Here is a 17196-nt window from a genome sequence, read left to right as displayed (position 1 = left end):
CGATAGCTGCATAATTTACTTTAAGACTGTAACTGGGCTTTAACTAACCACAACCCTGGTTAAGATATTTATTATCTAGAGTCCAGGTTAACTACTTTAATGTTGCACTGAGAGGGCATACACATGAAAAAAATCATTTTAATCACCGGTGCAACAGATGGCATTGGTTTAGAGACGGCAAAAATGTTACTAGCCCAAGGTCAGACTGTATTACTGCATGGTCGTAATATAGAAAAGCTTAATAATGTACAGACAATGTTAAACGAGCATTACCCGCAAGCAAGTACTCAAAGCTATGTGGCCGATTTAAGCGAAATGTCACAGGTACATTATTTGGCAGAACAGATAAGCGCAGATCATAAACAAATTGACGTACTTATTAATAACGCTGGTGTATTCAAGCTTGAAAACGTAACAACACCTGATGGCCTTGATGCGCGTTTTGCCGTAAATACATTTGCACCTTATTTACTGACTAAATTACTGTTACCACTATTAAATAAAAATGCGCGTGTAGTTAACGTATCATCGGCCGCGCAATCAAGCGTTAACCTTGATGCACTTATTGGTAATAAGGCGCTTTCGGATGGTGACGCTTATGCACAAAGTAAGTTAGCTATTACGATGTGGTCGCGCTATCTAGGACTTAAATTAAAAGAGGTAGGCCCGTTAGTTGTATCAGTAAATCCAAAATCGTTACTGGGTAGCAAAATGGTTAAAGATGCATACGGATTAGACGGTGGAGATCTAAAACTAGGAGCTGATATTTTTTATCGTGCTGCGCTTAGCGATGAATTTAACAACGCCACAGGTTTGTATTTTGATAACGATGCTGAGCGTTTTGCACCGCCACATATAGATGCATTAAACGAGACTAAAAACCAACAACTAGTTGATACATTAGATAGTGTTTTAGCACAGCTTAAATTAGGTGAATTATAATGAATAAACCTATACGTGGACTGCTGAGTGCGCGCTTTATGACAACTTTAAAGCCCTGCTACTGTGTTTATGAATCCAGTGGGTGATTTTGTAAAGTAATATAGATTTTTGATTGAAGACGATCAAAGAGTTCACTGTTTACAGCGAACTCTTTTTTACTTTTTAGTGTTGTTCGGCTTGAAGTAAACGCTGGTATAGCCAATCTTTTAATTCTGAGCGATCATGCTTTAATTGATGCATTTGTTCATCGCTAATTGGCGCATCTTTAAGCTCCAATACTCTTATTTCTTTGTCTAACTTATCGTACTGTGTTGCCTTTTCGGCAAATTCAGAATCGTCAGTATTGAGTGTTGCAATGGCATTTAAATGATCTGGAAAGTCGTTTGTTAATGAGTGGTCTTCGCCTAACATATTCGCTCCTTAATAGGATATAAATGAGCTCACAAGTAAGTGAGTTGTTTAAGTGAATTATTACCTTCATATAATACACTGGGGTTTAAACAATCATAAATCAACCATTGCCAACTTAATTTGATATAGCGCAAACAACCGCTTTTACTTTTTAGCAGTTACTGTTTTTTCCAATAAGGGACTTCACCAAAGCAGGCAATAAAATGATCGATAAACGCACGTACTTTAGCGGTCAATAATTTATGGCAGGGGTATACAGCTGAAATAGTCGTATTAACTACTCGTGAAAAGCTTAGGGCTCGATATTATTGCTCAAGATGCGAGAAAGTAGAATAACCACAGAAGTTAAGCGACTATGAGTGGAATTAAACTTAAGTAACCTGAACTCTGGGCAATAAATCTATCTTGAGCTGCTATTTTAGTTAAAAGAGCAAGTTTTTAACGCTTTTTGCTAATTTATGTTGGTTAATTAATAGTGGTAGAATGCAGCGCTTAGTACCACTTGTGTGAAGTAGTGGTCAATAATTTATAAGGTCTGTTGTGTAATGCTGTTAATGATCGATAACTACGATTCGTTTACTTACAACTTAGTGCAATATTTTCAGCGTTTAGATCAAGACGTTTTAGTAAAACGTAATGACGAGCTAAGCATTGCACAAATAAAACAGTTAAACCCGAAACACATCGTGTTATCGCCGGGTCCTTGCTCACCTAACGAAGCTGGTATATCGTTAAGCGTGGTTGAGCAGCTAAAAGGGCAATACCCAATTTTAGGCATTTGTTTGGGACACCAAACCATCGCACAAGCTTTGGGTGGTGATGTCATTCGTGCTAAAAAAATTATGCACGGTAAAACATCGCCCATAGTTCATACCAATAAAGGTGTATTTAAAGGTTTAGCCAACCCATTAACGGTATGTCGTTATCACTCTTTAGTCGTTAAAGCACAAACACTGCCTAAAGAGCTTGAAGTAACCGCGTGGAGCCAAACCGAATTAGGTGAATTTGACGAAATTATGGGATTACTCCATAAAGAGTTAGCGATAGAGGGAGTGCAGTTTCATCCTGAAGCTATTTTAACTGAACAAGGATTAGCACTGCTTGATAACTTTTTAACGCGCTTCTAATTTTTAATACCGATACTTATTTTATATTTACTAATGAATGGATGTTATGACTGAACTTGTAGCGCAACAACGAACAGCTAAAATACTTGACCAACGAGCACATGATTTATTGCTTGGTCATAGCTTTGCGCATCAGCAAATTGGTTTTATTCATACATTAGAAATAGAATATGGCGAGCCAATGAAGCAACGTACGTTGCTTCAAGTTGAGGTCGCAGCACAACATAAACGTCAGCAGAGCAGTACTGCGCATCATAAGTATCGAGCTCAGGCGAGTGAAGTACTTCACAAAGCAATAGAAACAGCTATTTTTAAGCAACTAAGCGACATGGATGCCGTAATCCTAAATACGTTAGGGATTGAAGATGGTATTGCAACTATTCTTGACCTTTTAGCGGTTAAGTCTGCAACTGTAGGGCGGCTAGAGCCTCTAGTAAACGATTTAAGCTGGCTTGGGCGTGAGTTAGTCACACTCGTTAATTTACCTTACTATCGAAAACAGCGTAGTAAAAACACCTCAGTAAAAGTAGATAGCCCCGCGCTTGCTCTGCGCTATATTGGCCTTGATAATTTACAGTTAGTCATACCTACTTTTGCAGTACGTCATTGGATGCCACACAGTACTGAACCATTTTCACTGCTAAAGCGCAGGCTACGTGATAGTGCAATGGCTAATGCGATTGCAGCACAAAAAATAGCGCAAATTAACAATGTAAACGATATTCATGCATTTACCCTTGGTATGCTTTTAGATGTAGGGCGAATCGCATTAGTGCGTTTATATTTAAAAACTTTTGAGCAAGTATGGCAACGTAAAGTACAAATAGCGCGCCAAGAGCAGCGCAAAGACTTGCACACTGCGTTATTAGAATTAAAACCCGACCCGCTTTTTTTAACTACGTTACTTAATAACCAATCTTTAGCTATCAGCGCTAAAGTTATTGAGAAGATGAAATTTAAGTATTTGCCGTTTCAAGGGGTCATGCAGCAGTTGGTTAATGGAGTCGATAAGGGCGATACAATGTTACCTTTAACCGAGGTAATGTTAAAAGCGCGTTGTTACTCTCAATATCTAAATTTAAAAGAACACCAGCTTATTGAATCTGATGAAACAACAGCATGGTTTTCGTACTTTAAGTTCACTAAAACGGAACTAAAAACCCTCGAAACAAGTAATTTTACCAATCTAGCTATTCAAATTGACTAAAAACTTAAAATTTTTGTTAATTTTTTAGCGACTAATCATTCATTCTCACTCTATTGTTATATTGCATATTTAACACTTAAAGTGTGTGCGCCTCAGTGCTCATGCGGTTAGTTGTCTAAAAATGAGCATAATTGACTATGCAAATAGTTATTCACTATCTATGAAATAATATCTTTAGCCCTTTATTTTAAAGGGATACATGAAAGTTTTTAACGAGACAGATTTAAGTAATTCTGAAATAATGTGCGTCTGAAAATTGAACCACAAAGCAATTTTGCGCAATTATCAGGTTACTGATCTTGCCTATAAAGTTGGTTACAAATAGTAACCAAACACCTATTTTTATGTTTTGTGTTGCTCACAATTAAGAGGAAATAAAATGACAGTCAATCGCGAATTATTTGATCACGTAATGGTTCCTAACTACGCACCTTCAAGCGTAATTCCTGTTCGAGGCGAAGGCTCTCGCGTATGGGATCAACAAGGTCGAGAGTTTATCGACTTTGCTGGTGGTATTGCCGTTAACTGTCTTGGCCATTGCCACCCTGCATTAGTAGGCGCATTAAAAGAGCAAGGCGAAAAAATCTGGCATCTATCTAACGTAATGACCAATGAGCCGGCACTTCGCCTAGCTAAAAAAATGGTTGATGCGACATTTGCTGAAAAAGTTTACTTTGCCAACTCAGGCGCAGAAGCAAACGAAGCCGCGCTTAAATTAGCGCGTCGTTTTGCACTTGATAAGTTTGGCGCAGAAAAATCACAAATCATCGCGTTCAACAAAGGTTTCCACGGTCGTACATTCTTTACCGTAACTGTTGGCGGCCAAGCGGCATATTCTGATGGTTTTGGTCCTAAGCCAGGCGACATTGTACATTGTGATTACAACGACCTAGCTGCTTTTGAAGCGCTTATCAGCGACAAAACATGTGCCGTAATGATGGAACCTCTTCAAGGTGAGGGCGGTATTGTTTCACCAACTGACGAGTTTGCTCAAGGCGTTCGTGATTTATGTACTAAACATAATGCACTGCTTATTTTTGATGAAGTTCAAACAGGTGTTGGTCGTACTGGCGATTTATATGCATACCAAGGCTTAAACGTAGTACCTGATATTTTAACTACCGCTAAAGCACTTGGCGGCGGTTTCCCTATTGGCGCTATGATCACAACAACTGAGATTGCACAGCACCTTAAAGTAGGTACTCATGGTTCTACTTATGGCGGCAACCCGCTTGCGTGTGCTGTAGCAGAAGCTGCATTTGATACAGTAAATACACCAGAGGTACTTGCTGGCGTTAAAGCAAAAGCGGCTTTATTTAACGAACTACTGACTGCGGTTAACGAAAAATACAACGTATTTAGCGAAATCCGTGGCCAAGGTTTATTAATTGGTGCAGTAGTGAACGAGAAATACAAAGGTCGTGCAAAAGAGTTTTTAGTGGCAGGTACTGAGCAAGGTCTTATGTCATTAGTTGCTGGTGCGGATGTAGTACGTTTCACTCCATCTTTAGTAATTCCTGAAGCGGACATTCGCGAAGGTATGGCGCGCTTTGAAAAAGCAGTAGCAAGCGTAGTAAACGCATAAGCGACTTAAGCCAACCAATTAAGGGCAAGCACCGCTTGCCCTGCAATTCCTATTTACCGTTATTTATAAGGGAGCAAGCGGACTCATGATGATCCTTCGCCCAATCCAGCAAAATGATTATTCAGCATTACTGAAAATTGCCCACGAATCAGGGCATGGTTTTACGTCTTTGCCATTAAACGAAGAACTATTGCAAAAAAAGATTGACCATTCAGTAAGCTCTTTTGCTAAACAAACGTCACAACCTGGTGACGAAGGCTACCTGTTTGTTCTTGAAGATAGCGAAACCGGTGACGTTGTAGGTACGTCTGCAATTGAAGCTGCGGTAGGGCTTGATGATGCATTTTATCATTATCACTTAAGTAAAGTGATTCACTCTTCGCGTACATTAAACGTCTACAAAGCGGTTGATATTTTAACGCTATGTAACGACTACACAGGTGCTACAGAGCTTTGCACATTGTTTTTAAAAGATGGCTATCGTAAAAATTGTAACGGTAAGCTACTTTCAAAAGCGCGCTTTATGTTTATAAAACAGCATCAAGAGCGTTTTGCACAAACAGTGATCGCAGAAATGCGCGGTGTGTCTGACGAAAACGGCAGTAGCCCTTTTTGGCAGTGGCTTGAAGAGCACTTTTTCTCAATGGATTTTCCAACAGCCGATTACTTAACAGGTATTGGCCAAAAGGTTTTCATTGCTGAATTAATGCCTAAATACCCAATTTACGTAAACTTGCTAAGTAAAGATGCGCAAGCCGTAATAGGTAAAGTACACGACAACACTCGCCCAGCAATCGAGTTATTAAAAAGCGAAGGCTTTACGTTTAATGGCTACGTAGATATTTTTGACGGCGGCCCAACGGTTGAAGCCAAAGTAGATAACATTGCGACGATTCGTAATGCAAATCACTTTAACGTTGAAATTGGCGAAATGACTGGCGACACCATGGTGTTACTAGCGAACGAAAAGCTTGAAGATTTTAGAGCAACTGTTGCGCCAATGACATTTGACGAGCGCGCAAAAAGCCTTATTTTATCGCAAGAAATAGCAGATGCATTGCATTTGCAAGCTGGCGATATTGTTAGTGCAACCACGATTTAATTTAGGAGAAAGTATATGACTCATCCTGCACAATTTATAAATGGTCAATGGTCACAAGGCCAAGGCACAGAATTTAATTCGCTAAACCCTGCAAATAACGACGTTATTTGGCAGGCATCATCAGCAACTGCGGCGCAAGTAGATACCGCAGTAAATGCAGCGCGCGAAGCGTTTTACGCATGGGCTGATAAAAGCTTTACTGAGCGTTTAGAAATAATTAAAGCATTCGCAGCGCAATTAAAAGAAAACAGCGAAGAGCTCGCTATTACTATCGCACAAGAAACAGGTAAGCCACTGTGGGAAACGCGCACAGAAGCGGGTGCTATGGTTGGTAAAATTGCCATTTCTGAAAAAGCATTTTTAGAGCGCACTGGCGACGTAGAAAACGCAATGCCACTTGGCCGTGCGATGATTCGTCATAAGCCACATGGGGTTGTAGCCGTATTTGGTCCGTATAACTTTCCGGGTCACTTACCTAATGGCCACATTGTGCCAGCGCTTTTAGCAGGTAACACGGTTGTATTTAAACCGTCTGAGCTTACTCCTAAAGTTGCCGAGCTTACGCTTAAACTGTGGGAAAAAGCAGGCTTACCAGCTGGTGTAATTAACTTAGTTCAAGGTGAAGTAGAAACGGGTAAAGCCCTTGCTGCTCACAAAGGGATTGATGGCTTGTTCTTTACGGGTTCTTCGCGTACTGGTCATATTTTACATGAACAGTTTGCGGGTCAACCGGGTAAAATTTTAGCGTTAGAAATGGGGGGTAATAACCCACTTATTATTACTGACGTTGAAGATACGAAAGCCGTTGTACATGACATCATTCAATCAGCGTTTATCTCAAGCGGCCAGCGTTGTACCTGTGCACGTAAATTATTTTTACCTAAAGGTAGCAAAGGCGATGCAATTTTAGAGCGCCTTATCACTGCAACTAAAGCGATTAAAGTAGGTAACTACGATGATGCAGACCAGCCATTTATGGGCTCTATGATCTCATCAGCGGCAGCTGCAGGCATGGTTAAAGCGCAAAACGAGCTTGTTGAGCTTGGCGCTCAAGTATTAGTAGAGCTTGAGCACACAGCCAATACCGGTTTTGTAACACCGGGCATTATTGAGTGTACAAACATTAGTGACTTCCCAGATGAAGAGCATTTTGGACCACTTTTAAAAGTATTCCGCTTTGATGACTTTGACCAAGCCATTGATAAAGCAAACGATACAACCTTTGGTTTATCGGCTGGTTTATTAAGTGATAGTGCAGCAGATTACGACCATTTTTTACGTCGTATTCGCGCTGGTATTGTTAACTGGAACCGCCCAATTACTGGCGCATCAAGCGCAGCACCATTTGGTGGTATTGGTGCGTCGGGCAATCACAGAGCAAGCGCGTATTACGCTGCTGATTACTGTGCATACCCAGTTGCTTCAGTTGAGCTTGAAAAAGTAGCGATGCCAGCAACGCTAAGTCCAGGTTTAAAAATAGATTAAGTACTACTTAATAACTACAAAAGCAGCTTCGGCTGCTTTTTTTGTATTGCTATCGTGCAAAGCTAGTAATTCGCGTCGCTTTCTGATTAAATCATGGCAATTAATTATTTTAAGGTGGTATAAAAAATGGTTTTAGATAGGCAAGGGTACGATGATTTGATCATGTATCTAACTCAAAATTTAGCATTGTTTGAGAAGCCAGGCGAGATAAAACCAGGTGCCCCAACAGTAATGGAATTAATTGAAGACGTCATTGCGCAAAATGTTATGCTTATTTGTGAGCAGCACACAGAGCTTAATACAGAGCAGCGTAGCTTAATTGTACGCGAAGTTGACGGCATAGTTTACGATTTAGAAGAAGTCCTCAGTAGTATCACCACACAGCCTGTCACGGTTGAGCAGCATGCATTTATAGATGAATTTGCTGGTTTAGTTAAAAACTTATTCGATAATGCAGTCTCGCAACAGTATTAATCAATTGCTTATATAGCCGCCTAGTACATTTTCATTTGCAACTGCGGCTAAGTTGCTTACAATCAAGAAAATATTTTTTTGAGATAAGCACATGCAAGCAAATGTAAAATGGGTTGAGGGCGATACGTTTATCGGCCGTTCTAATTCTAACCACAATGTAGTGTTTGATGGCGGTAGCGATAGTGCCGCGCCAAGCCCTATGGAAATGGTTTTAATGTCGGTTGGCTGTTGTTCATCAGTCGATGTTGTCAGTATTTTAAAAAAAGCCAAACAAGATTTTTCAGACGTGCAGGTTCAACTTACTTCAGAGCGTGCCGAAACAGCCCCACGCGTATTTACTAAAATCAACTTACACTTTGTTGTTAAAGGTAATAATGTGTCTGAAAAACACCTTGCACGCGCCGTTTCCCTCTCTGCTGAAAAGTATTGTTCGGTTGCATTAATGCTTGATAAAACAGTAGAAATTACGCATAGCCACGAAGTTGTGCAAGATCAAGCAAAATAACGCTTTTTCCATAAGGAAAATTCGTATAAAATCCGCGAACTTTTCATTCTGCAGGTGCAGAGTTCACTAATTTATAGGTTGGTTTATTATGAACAAACCCTTCGATAAACTTAAACTTCATGGCTTTAACAATTTAACCAAAAGTTTAAGCTTTAGTATTTACGATATTTGCTACGCAAAGACCGAGCAACAACGTAAAGAATATATTGAATATATCGATGAGCAGTATAGTGCAGATAGACTAACCGACATTTTAGGTGAAGTTGTTGATATAATTGGCGCTAACATTTTAAATGTAGCGCGCCAAGACTATGAACCACAAGGCGCTAGTGTAACTATTTTGGTTTCAGAAGAACCAGTAGAAGAGCAGCAAAATTACGATGCTGACGAAGCGCCAGGTCCATTACCTGATTCAGTTGTTGCGCACCTAGATAAAAGCCATATTTGTGTACACACATACCCAGAAGCTCACCCTGATGATGGTATTTGTACATTCCGTGCTGATATTGAAGTGTCTACTTGTGGCATTATTTCACCACTTAAAGCGTTAAACTTCTTAATTCATAGCCTTGAGTCAGACGTGGTAACAATTGACTACCGCGTTCGTGGTTTTACCCGCGACATAAATGGCGTTAAGCACTACATTGATCATGCTATTAGCTCGATTCAAAACTTCATGACAGAAGATACTAAAGAAGCGTACCAAATGATGGACGTGAACGTGTATCAAGAAAACCTGTTCCATACCAAAATGATGTTAAAAGAAACCGACTTAAATACCTATTTATTCGGCCTTTCTACGGCAGATTTATCAGAGGGCGAAGAAGACGAAATTCGCTCAAAACTGACCCGTGAAATGCAAGAAATATTCTATGGCCGTAACCTGCCAGATACAGAATAATAGCAACGAATTAAATTAAAAATGGCGCTCAGTGAGCGCCATTTTTTTTGCTTTATTTTACAAGCAATAATTGTGTTTGTCGGCCATTTAAATACCAGACACCGCTTTTATCAAAAATAGCTTCCTCTTCTAGCATTATTCTTATTTCTTTGTTCCACTGTTTTATAAACACCGCATTGTTGAGCTCAATAGAGTAAGCCGTATTTAAATGCAGCGGATAGTCACCATCTCCCGGTACACCTTGCTGAGAATCCCACATACCTAATGTAGTACCAGCAGCGTGACCATGATAGCCAAGAGGATGAGTATAAATAGTGGGCTTTAATCCCTGAGCAATAGCGGCTTTTCGTGCTGCAGCTAACACTTCATTACCTGTTTTTCCTACCGCAAATTGATTGGTAAATATATCTTGTAGTTTATTACCGCTTTTTAGTGCTTCAACTAAGTAATTAGGCGCACTCGTTTCGTTTTCTTTGAGCACATACGCATGCTGCTGCGTGTCGGTATTTAAGCGTAAATAAGTAATACCAAAATCGACATGAAGTAAATCGCCGGCTTGTATAACGTTATCATCGTAGCCATTGGTAAAGCTTTCTTCATGATTAAACGACTTCGCATCGGCGCGCTGAATAGCAACGCTTGGGTGAAACCATGTTTGTAGTTTTAGCTCTTTTACGCGCTCTCTAAACCACCATACCAAGTCATCGCTAGTTGTTTTACCTACCGTAATTGTTTTACCCGAAAACCCCTCTGCAATAATATGATGGGCAATAGCCACAATATGCTTATACATTTTAACTTCTTCAGGAATGCGTTGCTCTAACCACGCAACAGCAAGCGGCTCTGCAGAAATTATTTTATTGTGATAAGCGGCGGGTAAGTTAGCCATTAAGGTTTTGTAATCGCCTAGCACAAGGCCATCGGCATGTGCCCAGTCGGTAGAAGTATTAAGCGCAATGTTGCGAGGTTTGTATTGCTCAATAAGTGTATTGAGTGCTTCCCACTGGCTTGGTTGTGTTTGTTTATCCCACCCTTTTTTAAATACGTTACCTATTTTATAAGGCGCAATAGCGTAAGCATCAACACCACCTTGTTTATTAAGTGCAAATAGCAAAATAGTGGTGCGTCTGGCTGAAAGCCATGTTGCTGGCAGCATTGTTTTTAATATTGGATCTTCGTTATATTCTCGACTTATAAGTAGCCACATATCAGTGTTGTGCTGCTTCATTAACGAGGGCATTAAGGTATTAACTCTAAGCTCAGTTATTTTATCTATAAACGTAGCGCGCTCTTTCATCGATAAAATAGCGGGAGCGTCATCAGCTTTAACAAAGAGGCTTAAAACAAGCGTAGTTAGCAAGCTTACGTAAAGTAGGAGTTGTTTAGTAAAGTGCATAATTGTTTTATTTTTAGGCTAGTTAATTTATAACATGCCTGAAGAGCGACTATAAAAAAACAATTTGAGATAAACAGCACACAAAAAAGCCCAGCTAAAAAGTAGCCGGGCTTTTGTATAAACAGTTTTATTACTTAAGCATACTGTATAAAAGTGCAAATACAGCAAGTGAGCCAACCGCTAATATAAATAGCGTGCTAAAGCGATTTCGGTATTTATTAAGTGCAGGTACTTTATAAACTGCAATCATTGGCATAATGAATAAAATCATCGCGATAATAGGGCCCGATAACTGATCCATCATGTCTAAAATACTTGGGTTTTTAACAGCACAAAACCAAATAGCTAAAAACATAATTAACACACCAATTTTATCGGCCACTTTTGCGCTTAAGCTTGTTTGTTTAGTTACTAAACCTGTAAAGCTTTCGCGTGCCCCTAAAAAATGACCCAAAAACGACGATGTAATAGCAATAAAGGCAACAAGCGGCCCAAGTGTGGCAATAAACGAGTTATCAGTAATGTTAGCAAGATAGGACAGAACCGATACGTTAGCCGCTTTAGCAGCGGCCATTTGCTCGCCTGTAAGCGACAGCACGCAAGAGAACACAAATAACAGTACAAAGGTAATAAGTAGTAAGCTAGTGCGCTTTAAAATCGCCTCAGATTTATGTGTAGCTTGTTCACCGTAGTGACCGCGTTGCACGTTTACAAAGCTTGAGATAGCCGCTGCGTGGCTAAACGAAAACACAATAATAGGGATCGATAACCACAACGTTTTTCCAAAGCTGCCCATTTCAGGCATGCTCATATCTGGCACTTGCCAGCTTGGGATTAAATAAAGTGATAAAAACAATAATATACCCACAAGCGGATAAACTAAAATAGCAAAGGCACGTAGCATTAAGCGCTCGCCGCCCATCATTAAGCTAATCATACCTGCAACTAATACACCCGAAAGTAATACGCGAGATGGCGACTCTAACCCCATTTGATTAACCATAAAGCTATCAACAGTATTGGTTAAGCCCACACCGTAAATAAGCAAAATTGGGAATATAGATAAAAAGTACAACAAGGAGATTAACCGACCTGCAGTCACACCAAAGTGCTCTTCAACTACATCGGTAAAGTCGGCATCTTTATTTTTCGACGAAAGTACAAAGCGTGCTAAGCCTCGGTGGGCACAAAAGGTCATTGGGAATGCTAAACACGCCATAATAATTAATGGCCAAAAACCGCCAATACCAATATTAATAGGTAAAAATAAAATACCCGCACCAACGGCCGTGCCAAATAGACTTAGCGTCCATTGTGTATCGTGTTGGTTCCATTTTGAGGTAGAAGAGTGTGTGTTATTTATTGGTGCATTTGAAAGCGTTGCACCTTGAGGTGTTGTCATGTGTGTGCTCATCCATTATTTGTAATAATAATTACGCCGAAGAATATAGTTTTTGACTAAATTTTTCATGTTTTGAGCTGGTTTTAGAATGAATTAGTTGTAGTGGTTTAGTGACTAACTGTCATGAATATGAAACAGCGATTTAAAAGTGAGCAATGTATAAAGTAATAATTATACAATGTGTTGTTTATTTGAACGAAGTAACTGCTGTCAGGTTTTTTTGTATGAAACAAAGTTTTTTATACGCTGCAGATATTACATAATTTATCGCGATAAGAGCTTTAGCTTATTAGAGCGTGTTGATCTTTGGTCGTTGAATTTTCAACAGCATGTTTGCATGTAAGCCAACAAGGTAACGCAGGAGCTGTTACCGAGCTGGCTATGTTATAAATCTCGCGCCGGGATTAAATTTCCCCTAGATAGAACAAACTTTAATCTTGAGAGGTCACAGACCTTAACTAATAGCAAAAGATGATTTTTCATTTGAACTGCAAAGGTTACTTTTATTTACTTCTTTAGGCACTCGTTTTGAAGCCAGTTTTACGTAAAAAGCAGGCAATACAAAAAGAGTAAAAAGGGTTCCTATAAGCATTCCTGCTACTAATATAATGCCAATACTATTTCGGGCTTCAGCCCCAGCTCCAGATACCATTAATAATGGGAAGTGCCCAAGAACAGTGGCAGCAGTGGTCATTAAAATAGGCCTTAATCTAGTTGATGCAGATTCAATTACGGCTTCTATGCGGCTTTTACCTTGCTCTTGTAGGTGATTTGCAAATTCGACAATTAAGATACCGTTTTTTGCAATCAGACCAATGAGTGTGATTAAACCGATTTGAGAATAAATATTGATAGTCGTTAATTCAAAATACGACAGCATCAACGCGCCAGCCATTGCCAAAGGTACACTCCCAATTAACACAACTAGAGGGTCTCGAAAGCTATTAAATTGGATACTAAGCAGTAAGTAAACAATGACCAGTGAAATTAGCATAACGCCTAATAAACTATTACCTTGTTGTCTTATTTGTCTAGACTCTCCTGCATAATCAACAGTGTATGAAGGGGGGAGTAATTCTTTTGCGGCATTTTCTAATGCTGAAAGTGCCTCTTCTTTTGTGGAATTAGGTAATACGGCTCCAAATATGCGAAAGGCATTTTGCTGTCCAAAGCTATTTAATTGTCTAGGAACTGTTGCCCATTTAACTTCAGCTATTGCAGATAATGGCACGCTGGTTCCATTAATTGATTTAATATTTAAGCTTAGTAGTTTTCCAGGATCTGACTTTACATTTCGGTCAATAACAGGGATTACCTGATAAGCTTTTCCTTGCGCATCAAATCGATTAACGTAGTTATTTGATAAAAGAACACTCAGTTGCTGATTGACATAAGCGAGATCCATTCCTAAATCGGCAATTTTATCGCGCTTTAATTGTAATTGTATTTGGGGTAAATCGATTTTTAAATCAGTGTCTGCGTATAAAAAGTGCCCACTAGCAAATGCTTTACCTATAAGTTGCCCCGCATAGCTTTGCATTATTTCAAAACTATCGCTGGACTTAACGACCATTTCTACATCGAATTGGCCCGCAGTAGGAAGTGGCGCTGGAAGAATGGGCAACGGGTTGACTCCAGGGGTTTTAGCCAAGCGTCCATAAATCTCAGGAAGAATTGATTTAGTAGTGTAATCTCGTTCGCTAGCACTTATAAATTCAATACCGCCAAAAGCACTATTGGTAAAAATGTTCTGCCACATTTGAGTTGTGCCGGGTATTTCTAATAAGCTATCAACCATGCCACGAATGTTATCTTCATTATAAGTTAACGATGACTCAGGGGGGGATTGTACAAGTACAAATATGCTGCTTTGATCCTCAACTGGCGCAAGCTCTTTTTGTGCACCTTGGTAAAATGGTATTATCATAAGGCTTAACGCAATTGCAGCGACAATCACTTGATTTCGCCACGACAATAAAAGTGTAAGTAACAACGCATATTTATTTCTTAGCTGATCAAATACCCAGTTTACTTTTTTTGTTAATTTAGTTTCTTGCCCTTCAGCAGGGATAACATACGCGCTCATTATTGGTGAAAGTGTGAGGGCAACAATGCCTGATATAAGCACTGATATTGCTAGGGTAAAAGCAAATTCTTTAAATAATACGCCGGTAAGTCCAGACAGAAAGCCAATCGGTAAATACACCATTGTTAGTGTGAGAGTCATTGATACAATTGGTACAAACAGCTCTTTGGAGCTTGTGAGCGCAGCGTCAATTTTAGATTTTCCTGCACGAATATGACGTGAAACATTTTCTACAACAACAATCGCATCATCAACCACCAAGCCAACAGAGAGAACAATAGCGAGCACGGTTAGTAAGTTTAACGAAAAACCGACGACATACATTGCGGCAATAGCACCTAATATTGAAATAGGAATAGTCACTAAAGGTACCGCTGAGCTTCTAAATGAACCCATCATAAAGAGAACAACAACGCCTACTAGAATAACCGTCTCAATAAGTGTTTTAAAAATCTCATTTAATGCATCGCGCATATATAAAGTACCATCATAGGCATAACCAATGCTGATACCATCCGGTAAAGTCTTATTAATTTTATCGGTTAATGCGTAAAGTGCGTCACCAACTTCAATTTCATTTGCACCTGGCTGCGGCCAAACTGAAATATAAACAGTATCATGCTGATTTAAGCGAGCACTTACCGTTGGCTGCTCAGAGCCAAGTTCAATATGGGCTACATCTCTCAGATATATAACATCATTATCTATACGTTTTACAATTAACTGCTTAAATTCATCGATACTTTTCAATTGTGTATTAGCGACCAGATCAATTTTTTGTTTATTAGTTTCTATATAACCTAGCGTAGCTATTGTATTATTTGCAGCCAACGCGGAGTAAATATCGTCAGCGCTAAGATCAAATGCTTCTAACTTTGCAGAATTTAAATGCACGCGCATCGCAGGCGTTCTACTGCCTTCAATTTCGACTCTTTGAACACCCTCAATATCTGTAATTATAGGAGTCACTTGCCTTGATAAAAAGTCGGTTAGTTGTGTAAGTGATTCGCCCTGATGCTCTATATTTAAATAAAATAGCGCATGAGGTCGATCGGTGCGCTTAACGCTAACAATGGGATCCTCAGTATCATTCGGGAGCATATATTTAACTTGGCTAAGACGAGCAGTAAGCTGTGATAAAGCCCGAGTACTATCTTCGTTTAAATTTAAGTAAGCTGTTACAGTGCTATTCCCTGCAATTGTGACTGATTCAACATAATCAACACCTGGAACCGTAGCAGAAATACGTTCAATTGGTTCTGTAATAAAACCTTTAACTGTTTCAGCTGATGCGCCTACGTAGTTAGTTGAAATAACTAAAGATGAACTTTCAATTTTTGGAAACTGTAGCACAGTCACCTTAAGCACTGACCAAATCCCAGCAATACAAATAATGGCGGATAAAACGATTGCAAGTGTTGGTTGTGTTATGAATCGATCCATAAAATGATTGTTTTTCATAATGATACCTTAGGAGATAACGTATCTTCCATAGCTACAGTACGCTCTGAATTAAGCAAGTATGCTCTTAAACCGTCACGCAATTTAAATGCTCCATGACTTGCGATTAATGCGCCTGAGGTTAAGCCATTGGTGATCATAACGAGATCCCCAATACGTTCGCCTAATTCAACTTGTGTACGCTTAGCGTATGTTTTTCCTTCCTCGTCTTTATTTAATAAATATACATAGTTCCCTAATTTGCCTTTAATAACTGCTAAATATGGGATCGCAACAACCTCTTTTTTGTTGCCAATAGGTACCTTAATTTTAACGAGTTGATTTGAATTTAGTTTAGTATTTCCTAATGTAATTTTTGCACGGTATTTCAGCTGTCTTGAGTGTTTTGACATTTCTGGTGCAACAGAGGCAACTTGTGCAATTATTTCTGTCTGTGTGTCATCAAGTAGCGTTAATACTACCGGCGTATTAATTGCTAGCTCTGTATAGGTTTGCGGGAGAGAAAAATCGACCCACATATATTTTTCAATACCAATGAGCTGAGTTAGATTTGTATTAGCAGGTAAAAACTGACCGACTTGCAAGTCATGTATACCAACGCGGGCTGTAAATGGTGCTGTAATCACTTTTTTAGCAATTTTAGCTGAGAGTAGATTTATTTCTGCTTGGTATTGAGCAAGTAAAGCCGTTGATTCATCTAATTGCTGAGCGCTCAATTTATTTGAATTATAAAGGCTTTTATATCTCTTTACGGTGGTGTTTTGTAGTTCAAAGCGTGATTTAGCTATTTGCAGTTGTGCTTTTTCCTCCTCGTGTTCTATTTCGAGTAACGTATCGCCTGCATAAGTAATACCGCCAGATTGCAAATAGAGTTTTGTAACTTTACCTGCTGATTCATTAATTAACGATAATGTTTTAGGGGCTTTTACGATACCGCTAATATCTATATGTGACTGATGAGCAACTTTTTCTACATACATAGCTTCGACATTAGCCGATTGTTCATTGCCTATATTGCTGCGCGCATCAATGATGTTACTTTTAACTGCAAAGCTGCCCGCTATTAAAATTGCTAGTATGCCTGTCGTTGTAATCCATGGAATGAAATTCAT

14 protein-coding genes are annotated in these 17196 nt (G+C 39.3%); 9 read left to right on the top strand and 5 right to left on the bottom strand.

The window, feature by feature from the left end; translation table 11 throughout:
- Positions 1-123 precede the first annotated feature (123 nt).
- Positions 124-942, top strand: a complete 819-nt coding sequence (locus DO88_RS09230; protein WP_008133404.1) for an SDR family NAD(P)-dependent oxidoreductase — start codon at positions 124-126, stop codon at positions 940-942.
- Positions 943-1104: 162 nt separating this feature from the next.
- Here the strand turns inward: DO88_RS09230 and DO88_RS09235 are convergent, their stop codons facing one another.
- Positions 1105-1353 carry a YdcH family protein gene (locus DO88_RS09235; RefSeq protein WP_008133407.1) on the bottom strand — a complete coding sequence of 83 codons (249 nt, stop codon included), beginning with the start codon at positions 1351-1353 and terminating at the stop codon, positions 1105-1107.
- 545 nt (positions 1354-1898) lie between these two features.
- On the opposite strand from DO88_RS09235, the gene DO88_RS09240 reads away from it, so the two are divergent.
- The 8 genes from DO88_RS09240 to speD all read left to right on the top strand — a co-directional run bounded on the left by DO88_RS09240 (position 1899) and on the right by speD (position 9739).
- Positions 1899-2480, top strand: a complete 582-nt coding sequence (locus tag DO88_RS09240; protein WP_033039428.1) for an anthranilate synthase component II — start codon at positions 1899-1901, stop codon at positions 2478-2480.
- A gap of 46 nt (positions 2481-2526) precedes the next feature.
- Positions 2527-3687, top strand: coding sequence for an HDOD domain-containing protein (locus DO88_RS09245; protein ID WP_007376260.1), 1161 nt, complete (start codon positions 2527-2529; stop codon positions 3685-3687).
- Between the two features lie 379 nt (positions 3688-4066).
- Positions 4067-5272 (top strand): aspartate aminotransferase family protein, encoded by a 1206-nt coding sequence (locus DO88_RS09250; protein ID WP_033039427.1) that lies wholly within the window; start codon positions 4067-4069, stop codon positions 5270-5272.
- Positions 5273-5357: 85 nt separating this feature from the next.
- Positions 5358-6374, top strand: a complete 1017-nt coding sequence (gene astA, locus DO88_RS09255; protein WP_008133413.1) for an arginine N-succinyltransferase — start codon at positions 5358-5360, stop codon at positions 6372-6374.
- Positions 6375-6389: 15 nt separating this feature from the next.
- On the top strand, positions 6390-7859 hold the full coding sequence (gene astD / locus DO88_RS09260) for a succinylglutamate-semialdehyde dehydrogenase (RefSeq protein ID WP_007376263.1): 1470 nt from the start codon (positions 6390-6392) through the stop codon (positions 7857-7859).
- 126 nt (positions 7860-7985) lie between these two features.
- Positions 7986-8333: a DUF3802 family protein gene (locus DO88_RS09265; RefSeq protein WP_007376264.1), complete on the top strand. Its 348-nt coding sequence runs from the start codon at positions 7986-7988 to the stop codon at positions 8331-8333.
- A gap of 91 nt (positions 8334-8424) precedes the next feature.
- The gene (locus DO88_RS09270) at positions 8425-8838 is read left to right on the top strand and encodes an OsmC family protein (protein ID WP_008133415.1); all 414 of its coding nucleotides are present in this window, start codon (positions 8425-8427) and stop codon (positions 8836-8838) included.
- 88 nt (positions 8839-8926) lie between these two features.
- Positions 8927-9739 (top strand): adenosylmethionine decarboxylase, encoded by an 813-nt coding sequence (gene speD, locus DO88_RS09275; protein WP_007376266.1) that lies wholly within the window; start codon positions 8927-8929, stop codon positions 9737-9739.
- Positions 9740-9791: 52 nt separating this feature from the next.
- Here the strand turns inward: speD and DO88_RS09280 are convergent, their stop codons facing one another.
- From DO88_RS09280 to DO88_RS09295, 4 genes are all read right to left on the bottom strand, one after another.
- Positions 9792-11135, bottom strand: coding sequence for a M24 family metallopeptidase (locus DO88_RS09280; RefSeq protein ID WP_033039426.1), 1344 nt, complete (start codon positions 11133-11135; stop codon positions 9792-9794).
- A 130-nt stretch (positions 11136-11265) separates the two neighbouring features.
- Positions 11266-12537, bottom strand: coding sequence for an aromatic amino acid transport family protein (locus DO88_RS09285; RefSeq protein ID WP_033039424.1), 1272 nt, complete (start codon positions 12535-12537; stop codon positions 11266-11268).
- Positions 12538-12991: 454 nt separating this feature from the next.
- On the bottom strand, positions 12992-16084 hold the full coding sequence (locus DO88_RS09290; protein ID WP_033039421.1) for an efflux RND transporter permease subunit: 3093 nt from the start codon (positions 16082-16084) through the stop codon (positions 12992-12994).
- The gene (locus tag DO88_RS09295) at positions 16081-17196 is read right to left on the bottom strand and encodes an efflux RND transporter periplasmic adaptor subunit (protein ID WP_007376271.1); all 1116 of its coding nucleotides are present in this window, start codon (positions 17194-17196) and stop codon (positions 16081-16083) included. Before DO88_RS09295 ends, DO88_RS09290 begins: the two co-directional genes overlap by 4 nt.

This window comes from Pseudoalteromonas sp. S3431, assembly GCF_000690035.1.
Lineage (GTDB): Bacteria > Pseudomonadota > Gammaproteobacteria > Enterobacterales > Alteromonadaceae > Pseudoalteromonas > Pseudoalteromonas fuliginea.
The sequence above is the reverse complement of the archived record's forward strand: the minus strand, read 5'-3'. Positions and strand labels throughout refer to the sequence as shown.

Coding starts and splice junctions, on each gene's coding strand:
- DO88_RS09230 (WP_008133404.1), top strand. CDS start 124: ATGAAAAAAATCATTTTAATCACCGGTGCAACAGATGGCATTGGTTTA.
- DO88_RS09235 (WP_008133407.1), bottom strand. CDS start 1,353: ATGTTAGGCGAAGACCACTCATTAACAAACGACTTTCCAGATCATTTA.
- DO88_RS09240 (WP_033039428.1), top strand. CDS start 1,899: ATGCTGTTAATGATCGATAACTACGATTCGTTTACTTACAACTTAGTG.
- DO88_RS09245 (WP_007376260.1), top strand. CDS start 2,527: ATGACTGAACTTGTAGCGCAACAACGAACAGCTAAAATACTTGACCAA.
- DO88_RS09250 (WP_033039427.1), top strand. CDS start 4,067: ATGACAGTCAATCGCGAATTATTTGATCACGTAATGGTTCCTAACTAC.
- astA (WP_008133413.1), top strand. CDS start 5,358: ATGATGATCCTTCGCCCAATCCAGCAAAATGATTATTCAGCATTACTG.
- astD (WP_007376263.1), top strand. CDS start 6,390: ATGACTCATCCTGCACAATTTATAAATGGTCAATGGTCACAAGGCCAA.
- DO88_RS09265 (WP_007376264.1), top strand. CDS start 7,986: ATGGTTTTAGATAGGCAAGGGTACGATGATTTGATCATGTATCTAACT.
- DO88_RS09270 (WP_008133415.1), top strand. CDS start 8,425: ATGCAAGCAAATGTAAAATGGGTTGAGGGCGATACGTTTATCGGCCGT.
- speD (WP_007376266.1), top strand. CDS start 8,927: ATGAACAAACCCTTCGATAAACTTAAACTTCATGGCTTTAACAATTTA.
- DO88_RS09280 (WP_033039426.1), bottom strand. CDS start 11,135: ATGCACTTTACTAAACAACTCCTACTTTACGTAAGCTTGCTAACTACG.
- DO88_RS09285 (WP_033039424.1), bottom strand. CDS start 12,537: ATGACAACACCTCAAGGTGCAACGCTTTCAAATGCACCAATAAATAAC.
- DO88_RS09290 (WP_033039421.1), bottom strand. CDS start 16,084: ATGAAAAACAATCATTTTATGGATCGATTCATAACACAACCAACACTT.
- DO88_RS09295 (WP_007376271.1), bottom strand. CDS start 17,196: ATGAATTTCATTCCATGGATTACAACGACAGGCATACTAGCAATTTTA.